This is a genomic window from Deinococcus sp. (assembly GCF_025362455.1).
In the GTDB taxonomy this organism is placed as follows: Bacteria; Deinococcota; Deinococci; order Deinococcales; family Deinococcaceae; genus Deinococcus.
In genome coordinates this window covers 1-7286 of the sequence record NZ_JANYGJ010000036.1, presented here as the reverse complement: position 1 = coordinate 7286, position 7286 = coordinate 1, and the positions used below count along the sequence as shown (strand labels likewise).

General features: G+C 64.3%; 8 protein-coding genes and 1 pseudogene. 4 read left to right on the top strand and 5 right to left on the bottom strand.

What is annotated here, in order from left to right:
• Positions 1 to 305: 305 nt before the first annotated feature.
• From Q0R23_RS02535 to Q0R23_RS02525, 3 genes and pseudogenes are all read left to right on the top strand, one after another.
• Positions 306 to 761 carry a transposase gene (locus Q0R23_RS02535; protein ID WP_293910037.1) on the top strand — a complete coding sequence of 152 codons (456 nt, stop codon included), beginning with the start codon at positions 306 to 308 and terminating at the stop codon, positions 759 to 761.
• Positions 673 to 1329, top strand: coding sequence for an IS3 family transposase (locus Q0R23_RS02530; RefSeq protein ID WP_293910035.1), 657 nt, complete (start codon positions 673 to 675; stop codon positions 1327 to 1329). Before Q0R23_RS02535 ends, Q0R23_RS02530 begins: the two co-directional genes overlap by 89 nt.
• Before the next feature lie 154 nt (positions 1330 to 1483).
• Positions 1484 to 1678: pseudogene (locus tag Q0R23_RS02525) on the top strand (integrase core domain-containing protein); the annotation flags it as partial.
• 58 nt (positions 1679 to 1736) lie between these two features.
• On the opposite strand, the gene Q0R23_RS02520 reads toward Q0R23_RS02525, so the two are convergent.
• From Q0R23_RS02520 to Q0R23_RS02505, 4 genes are all read right to left on the bottom strand, one after another.
• Positions 1737 to 2603 carry a nitrilase-related carbon-nitrogen hydrolase gene (locus Q0R23_RS02520; protein WP_293910033.1) on the bottom strand — a complete coding sequence of 289 codons (867 nt, stop codon included), beginning with the start codon at positions 2601 to 2603 and terminating at the stop codon, positions 1737 to 1739.
• 139 nt (positions 2604 to 2742) lie between these two features.
• Positions 2743 to 3759: an agmatinase gene (speB, locus tag Q0R23_RS02515; protein WP_293910031.1), complete on the bottom strand. Its 1017-nt coding sequence runs from the start codon at positions 3757 to 3759 to the stop codon at positions 2743 to 2745.
• Positions 3760 to 3912: 153 nt separating this feature from the next.
• Positions 3913 to 5385 carry a cytosine permease gene (locus Q0R23_RS02510; protein WP_293910029.1) on the bottom strand — a complete coding sequence of 491 codons (1473 nt, stop codon included), beginning with the start codon at positions 5383 to 5385 and terminating at the stop codon, positions 3913 to 3915.
• Between the two features lie 233 nt (positions 5386 to 5618).
• Positions 5619 to 5966, bottom strand: a complete 348-nt coding sequence (locus Q0R23_RS02505) for a hypothetical protein (RefSeq protein WP_293910027.1) — start codon at positions 5964 to 5966, stop codon at positions 5619 to 5621.
• A gap of 477 nt (positions 5967 to 6443) precedes the next feature.
• On the opposite strand from Q0R23_RS02505, the gene Q0R23_RS02500 reads away from it, so the two are divergent.
• Positions 6444 to 6947: an alpha/beta fold hydrolase gene (locus Q0R23_RS02500; protein WP_293910025.1), complete on the top strand. Its 504-nt coding sequence runs from the start codon at positions 6444 to 6446 to the stop codon at positions 6945 to 6947.
• Positions 6948 to 7139: 192 nt separating this feature from the next.
• Here Q0R23_RS02500 and Q0R23_RS02495 read toward each other — a convergent pair.
• Positions 7140 to 7286 (bottom strand): SDR family oxidoreductase (locus Q0R23_RS02495; protein ID WP_293910039.1); only part of this gene is annotated, 147 nt, incomplete at its 5' end.

The following is a 7286-nucleotide window of genomic DNA, read 5'->3' as shown; positions in this document are numbered from 1 at the left end:
CCGACTGATCGCGGCTGGTGATTTGGTCGTGCAAGCCGCCGGGTAAGGCTGTCCCCGCGCCGCCAGGAACAGACACAGCAGCACCTGGACACTGTCCAGATGCTGCTTGCGCGTGAAGGTGTCGAGGATGTCAGAATAAAGTTGTCCAGCACGGGATTCTTTTGCGTTCATACCCTCATATTGAGGTGCAAACCCGTACTGGACAACCTTTTTGCAAACTGCAAGATGTCAGTCATCTGACATCTTGCAGTGATCTTGCTAGGGTTTAGTGGAGGAGTTCAGTCTGAGCGACACTGGAGACTGACGTGCCCACAACGAACCCGCGATACACCGCCGAATTTAAGACAGAAGCCGTACAGCTCGTCGCCAGCAGTGGCAAAAGTTGCGCCGAGGTCGCCCGCGATCTGGGCCTGGCACCGCACCTGGTGGTGCGCTGGAAGGCACCTCAGGAGCAGCAGCGGGCGGCTGGCCGCCCAACGCACACCGGGCGCGGCGTCGCCGCGTTGAGTGAGCCGGAAGCACGATTGAAAAGACTCGAACGCGAACTCGAAGTGACCCGCCAGGAGCGCGACATCCTGAAAAAAGCGCTGGCCTGTCTTGGGCAGAACGGCACCTGTATGGGAGGAGTGGCACCCCCATGGGGAGGAATGGCATCCTCATGGGTGTCCGCTCATGACGACAGTCCGTTCACGACGATGGGCCTGCCCGCTTCTTCGCCAAAGAGAACTGATCTACAGCTTCATCGAGCAGCACCGTCATGAATTTTCCATTCAATTGATGTGCCAGACGCTTGAAATCAGCATCAGCAGCTATTTTGCGTGGCGAAGAAGGCCCGAAAGCAAGCATCGCCAAGAGGACCAGCGCCTCACTGACCAGATCACCGCAGCGCACCAGGGGAGTCGGGGCACCTACGGTGCCCCCCGAATCAAGGCAAAGCTCGCTGACCAGGGGATGACCGTCAGCCGCACACGCATCACCCGTTTGATGGGCAAGGCAGGGCTGAAGGTGCGCTGCAAGCGGAAATTCCGCACAACGACCAACTCGAAGCACCGTCATGCCGTCGCCGAAAATGTGCTGAACCGCGACTTCACCGCCCAGCGACCCAACCAGAAATGGGTGACCGACATCACCTACCTGCCGGTGTCAGAAGGCTGGATGTACCTCGCTGCCGTCATGGATCTGTTTTCCAGAAAAATCGTCGGCTGGGCGATGCGGGACACGCTGCATACCGAGCTGGTCGTCGCCGCGCTCGACATGGCCAGTACCAATCGCCGACCAGGTGCAGGGCTGCTTCACCACTCTGACCAGTGGGCAGGCCCATCGTCGTGAACGGACTGTCGTCATGAGCGGACACCCATGAGGATGCCATTCCTCCCCATGGGGGTGCCACTCCTCCCATACGGGTGCCGCTCTGCCCAAGACGGGGGTTCAGTACACCAGTAGCGAATACCGACAGGCTTTGGAGCGCCGGGAGGCGCTCCAGAGTATGAGCCGCAAAGGAGAATGCTGGGACAACGCAAGGGTGGAGAGCTTTTTCTCGACTCTCAAACTTGAACTCGACCTTCACACGATCCAGGGAACCCGCGCCCAGACGCGTGAGATCATCTTTGAGTGGGTTGAAGTGTTTTACAACCGCTTTCGGCGCCACTCCAGCCTGGGGCAGCGCACACCGGCCTAATTCGAAAATCACTGGAACAGACTGAACTCCTCCTCCACCAAACCCTTGCAATTTCAGTTCAGTCCGGTTCGGGCGTTGAATACAGCTCAGTTCGGCGGTCGGTGTGCACATGGTTGCGGGCGCTGACGTGCTTGTTGCGGGCGTCGGAGAGGTTGAGCGTGGCCACGTGCATTCCCTCCCGCCCAAGCCCTAGGGTAGTCTGCGGATAGCCGTCGGCGTCTACGATCACGCTGCCACCGAGCCAGTCCTGGCCGCGTTCCTGCCCGCAGCGGTCTGCCACCGCGATGAACATCCGGTTGACGCTGGCCCCCGCCTGCACCTTGACCACCTCGCTGGGGCGCTCTCCGGCGGGCCTGGGGAACAGCGGCCAATTGACCGGAGCGCACAGCAGATCAGTTCCTGCCAGAGCCGCTGTCCGCACCCACTCCGGAAATTCGAGGTCGTAGCAGATCATCATGCCAATGCGCCCCAGGGCCGTCTCGACCACGGGCGGGGCCGCCGTGCCCGGCGTGAATAGGTTGTTGTTCTCGTTGTCCCACAGGTGCGCCTTGCGGTAACTGGCCCGGAGGCCACTGGGGTCGATCATCACGGCGGCGTTGTAGACCCGCCCGTCCGCGCCCGCCTCGGCCAGCCCGCCGACGATGATCAGGCCGTGGGCACTCGTCAGGTCAGTCCACTCCCGCACTGTGGGGCCGCCTAGCGGCTCGGCGTGCCTTTGCAACTCGGCCAGGTCGGCGAACATGTACCCGGTATTCGCCAGCTCCGGCACCACCACCACCTGCGCCCCGGCGGCGGCAGCATTCAGAATGGCCGCCTTCACCCGCGCCCGGTTGCCCGCCACGTCGCCGACGGCGAGTGTGACCTGACAGCAGGCGACTTTGATCGGTGAGGTGACGCCTGAAGCGGGGCTGGCAGAGTCAGACATAGCCGAACATTCCGGCGGCACCGCTCGGCACGATTTCATGTCCGGGCAGCGGTGCCGAGTGTACAGATGCTGGGCATGTCGCGCAGATCAGATCAGGCATGGGTCATCTCCTCAGGCGGTGGGTTCAGGGTGCTGCGGCTTAGATCGGCGTGGCTGCGGGCGAATCCGGCGGCAGATCCGGGGTCATGGCCGAGATGATCTCGTAGGCCACGTGCGCGGCGGCGACGGCGGTGTTCTGGGCGTGGTCGTAGGCGGGCGCGACCTCCACCACGTCGGCCCCCACGATGTTCACCCCCCTGAGCGCCCGCAGCATGGTCAGCAGCTCCCGGCTGGTCATGCCGCCCGCCTCCGGGGTGCCGGTGCCGGGGGCGTGGGCCGGGTCGAGCACGTCGATGTCCACCGACAGGTACACCGGGCGGTTGCCCAGCCGGGCTAACATCCGCTCCACCGCGCGGGGCAGACCCTCGAGTTCCAGTTCCTGACAGGAGATGACCGCGAAGCCTAGCCGGGCGTCGTCGCGCAGGTCGCTGCGCGAGTACAGCGGGCCGCGAATGCCGACGTGCAGGCTGGCGGTCAGGTCGATCAGGCCTTCTTCCGAGGCGCGGCGAAACGGCGTGCCGTGCGTGACGGGCGCGCCGAAGTAGGTATCCCAGGTGTCGAGGTGGGCGTCGAAGTGCAGGACCGCCACCGGGCCGTGAATCGCGGCCACCGCCCGCAGCAGCGGCAGCGCGATGGTGTGGTCGCCGCCGATGGTCAGCAGGCGCGTCCCGCCCTGCTGGAGTGCCCGCGCCGCCGCCTCGATCTGCCCCACAGCCCCCAAGATGTCGAAGGGGTTGGCCGCGATGTCTCCGGCGTCGGCGACCTGCTGCTGGAAGAACGGCTCGACATCCTGGGCCGGGTTGTACGGACGCAGCAGCCGCGAGGCCTCGCGCACGTGGGCGGGGCCGAAGCGTGCCCCTGGCCGGTAACTCACGCCGCTGTCGAAGGGCACGCCCACCACCGCGATGTCGGCGCGCGGCACGTCTTCCAGCCGGGGCAGCCGGGCGAAGGTGGCGATGCCCGCGTAGCGCGGCGTGACGCTGGCGTCCAGCGGGCCGACGTTTTGGGGCGGATCGGCGGCGGCTTGATCGGCAGGGGGCTGATCGTCGTTGGTCATCTGAGCGCCATCGTCATCTGTGCGCCATCATAGGCACCATCATAGTCACGCCATCGTAGTCACGCCATCGTAGTCGCGCCATCGTAGTCGCGCCATCATAGTCACGGGGGACGCCGGGTTGACCGCTGGCAGGTCGGGACAGGTCTTCATGCGTCAGGTGACCTGTCCTGCGTCCAGCCTGCCCGTTTCCAGTTCGGCGGCCTGCTGCTCGGCCAGCCGCCGCTCGCCCGCCACGTCGATGTTGCGGGTCAGTGCCCAGTACAGCAGCGCCGACACCGGCAGCCCGACGAACAGCGAGATGTCGGCCCCGCCCAGACGACTGGCGACGGCCCCCGTAAACAGCGTGCCGACCGAGAAGAACGGGATCATGGCCGCGAAGCCCAGCAGGTAGCTGACGATGCCGGGCCAGCCCCAGGTTCCGTAGATGCCCAGCGGCTTGAAGATCTCCAGAATCGCGTAGTGCCCGCGCCGCACCAGGAAGTAGTCGGTCAGGTTGACGGCGGTCCAGGGAATGAAGAAGTACAGCACCAGCAGCAGGAAGTTGTTGAAGTTGGTCAGAAAGTTGGCCGAGGCGGCGTAGGCGGCAACCAGCGACAGTGCGGCGGTGAGCAGCACCGTGACGACCCGCAGGCTCAGGGTGGGCCGCACCCGGCGCAGCGAGTCGATGGACGAGATCAGGGTCAGCGAGCCGCCGTACATGTTGATGGCCATCACCGAGGCCAGGCCCAGCGCAAAGATGATGGAGGTGACGCTGCCCGCGCCAGCAAACAGCCTGTCGGCGGCGTCTTTGAGCGAGCCCACGGTGTCGAAGTTCTTGCCCGCCGACGCCGCGATGAAGGTGCCCAGGGCCATCATCCAGATGCCGCCCGCCGCGCTGCCCCAGTAGGTCACCCGGAAGGTGCCGCGCACCGTGACTGAAGGCGGCAGGTAGCGTGAGTAGTCGGACACGTAGATGGCCCAGGAGATCTGGTAGCCCGCCGCCACGCCGAGCTGCGCCAGGAACGGCACCCAGCGGAACTGACCGAGGTTCCAGGCGTCTGCGGGCAGGGTCAACTTCAGCGCGGCGGCCAGGGTCAGCAGCGCCAGCGCGGCCACGGTGGCGTAGGTCAGGTAACGCTCGAAGCGGTGGATCAGGTCGTAGCCGAACACCGCCACGGCCACGGCGATGACGGTGATGACCCAGAACCACATCCTGGGCGACCCGGCATGCACGCCCACCGAGGCGGCCTGCCCAGCCAGCACGGTGTTGAAGATGTTGAAACCGGCGTACTGGAGATACGCGAACAGCCACACCAGCAACGCCCCGACGTAACCGAACTGGGGCCGCGACTGAATCATCTGCGGCAGCCCCAGTTGCGGCCCCTGCGCCGAGTGCGCCGCCATGAACAGCGTGCCCAGCAGCACGCCGAGCACGATGGAGACGAGCGACCACACCAGGTTGCCGCCGGTGGTGACGCTGATCAGCCCGACGGCCAGGGTGGCGATCTGGGCGTTGCTCATGAACCACAGCGGACCGAGCTGCGACACCCGACCATGCCGTTCCCGCAGCGGCACGTAGTCGATGGACCGGACCTCGATGCCCTGCGGGGCAGACGACGCGGCGGCGTTCAGATTTTCAGCACTCATGTGGTCCTTTTGAAACGCGGAAATGAAGGTGACTCCACTGATGGACCCCGAACAGTACATTTCACCGGACGAACCGTGACTCCCGCGTGCTCATGGTCGTGCTTCACGTTGCCTTTACCATAGCCAACCCTTTGATGTGAAGCAATGTCACTGCCCCCGGCCTTCACCCGGCGCATCGGTCCGGAGTGGTCGCCACCGTCGCCACCCGTCTGCCCGGCAGCTTCGCGCCGATTTCAGAGGTCGGGCATCAGCCGCGCCTCTTCCACTGGCCTGGGCTCGGCTCTCACGACCACGTGATCGGTCGCGGCGACCTTGATGCTGGCGCCGCTGCTGGCCACGGTGGAGCACTTCGGAATCTCAGGCAACGCCCGGAGGCAATACCGAGGGTTGGTGAGGTTTTCCGGCTGGACGTTGCTGCCGAAAATCATCTTCAGGAAACACATCAGGCCCAGGCCCAGCCAGAGGCGCCTGGTCCGCTCGTGTGCTCCGGCCACCGACAGACCGACGCGCCCAGCGCGGCTTATCCCGCCGTCGTCCTGGCACGGCGTGCCGTCGTTCTGGGTCGCACCACACTCTTCCATTTTTCGCCGATGTGCGGAGAAGATGAACACAGGTGGACGATGCTGTAGAGTTGCGTGACTCTCCATTCCCCCTTCAGGTGCGGCGGGCCGCCTGTTTCCGTCAATCCATGTGTTTCGTCTTTCTACGATGTCTGGAGCACCGTGTGACCCAGGCAACCGAGGCAGGCGTTCAGCGGATCTAAGTATCTCCTTGTCAAGCTTTACCGAGCAGAGCGGGCAGGCGTGGACTCGCAGAGCTCCGAAGAAGAGGGATGGAGCGCTGTTTGCGGGCAGACGGCGAGGCGAGGTAAGTGCCGCTCTCGCCAGGACGCCCGATAGGTGCAGACACCCGACAGGTGCCGCTGTGCCCAAGACGCGGGCAGGCGTGCCCAGGCGCGTCCGTTCTGCCCAAGAAGCGGAATCCCGAAATGTCAGCAAGGACATACTTAGTTCGGCGGCGGCTATCACGTCGATACCCGCAAGATCGGGCACGGGCCCGTGCTGCTTTTGCACGGCGGCCCCGGCTGCACCCACGAGTGCTTCGAGCACCTGTCTCCTGACGAGTACACCTTTTGCGATTACGACCAGCTCGGCTCCTACTTTTCCGACCAGCCGGGCGACGTTTCTCTCTGGAACGTCGAACCCTTTCGGGGTGAAGTCGAGCAGGTTCGCCGCGCCCTGGGTCTGGAGCGGTTTTACCTGTTCGGCAATTCCTGGGCTGGGATGCTGGGCATGGAATATGCCCTTGAGAATCAGTCTCACCTGAAGGGCCTGATTGTGTCCAGCATCGCCAGCTACGTGCGGACCCTGGGCGAGTTGCGAGCCAGAATGGGACCGGAGAAGGTCGCCACCATGAAGGGGTACGAGGCGGCGAGTGATGACAACAACCCCCTATCAAACCCCCTTCCACTGAACTATCACCGGCTTCAGCCGGTGGGTTCGAAGATCGAACAACGCGGTGAACAAGTTTCTGGCGGTACAGTTCGAAGCCCACACGCTTAATACGGGCTGACCGGCTGAAGCCGGTGGTTTAAACTGTACATTCCGAAAATCAAACCCTTGCAATTTTATGTGAGGGGTCGCCGGATGACGTGGGATCAGTTTAATCTGGTATGAGGCTCGACTACCGTATCAGGTGACGTGTCAGCCGTGGTTGTCCACTACTCGTGGTTGCCCGCTATCCGTGGTTGCCCGCTACCTGTGGTTAAACGTCGCCGTGCAGCCGCCGTCCACCGTCACCACCGAGCCGGTCATGAACGACCCTCCCCCGGAGGCCAGAAACACCACCACCCGCGCCACCTCCTCCGGCTGCGCCTGGCGTCCCAGCGGCTGCCGGGCGGC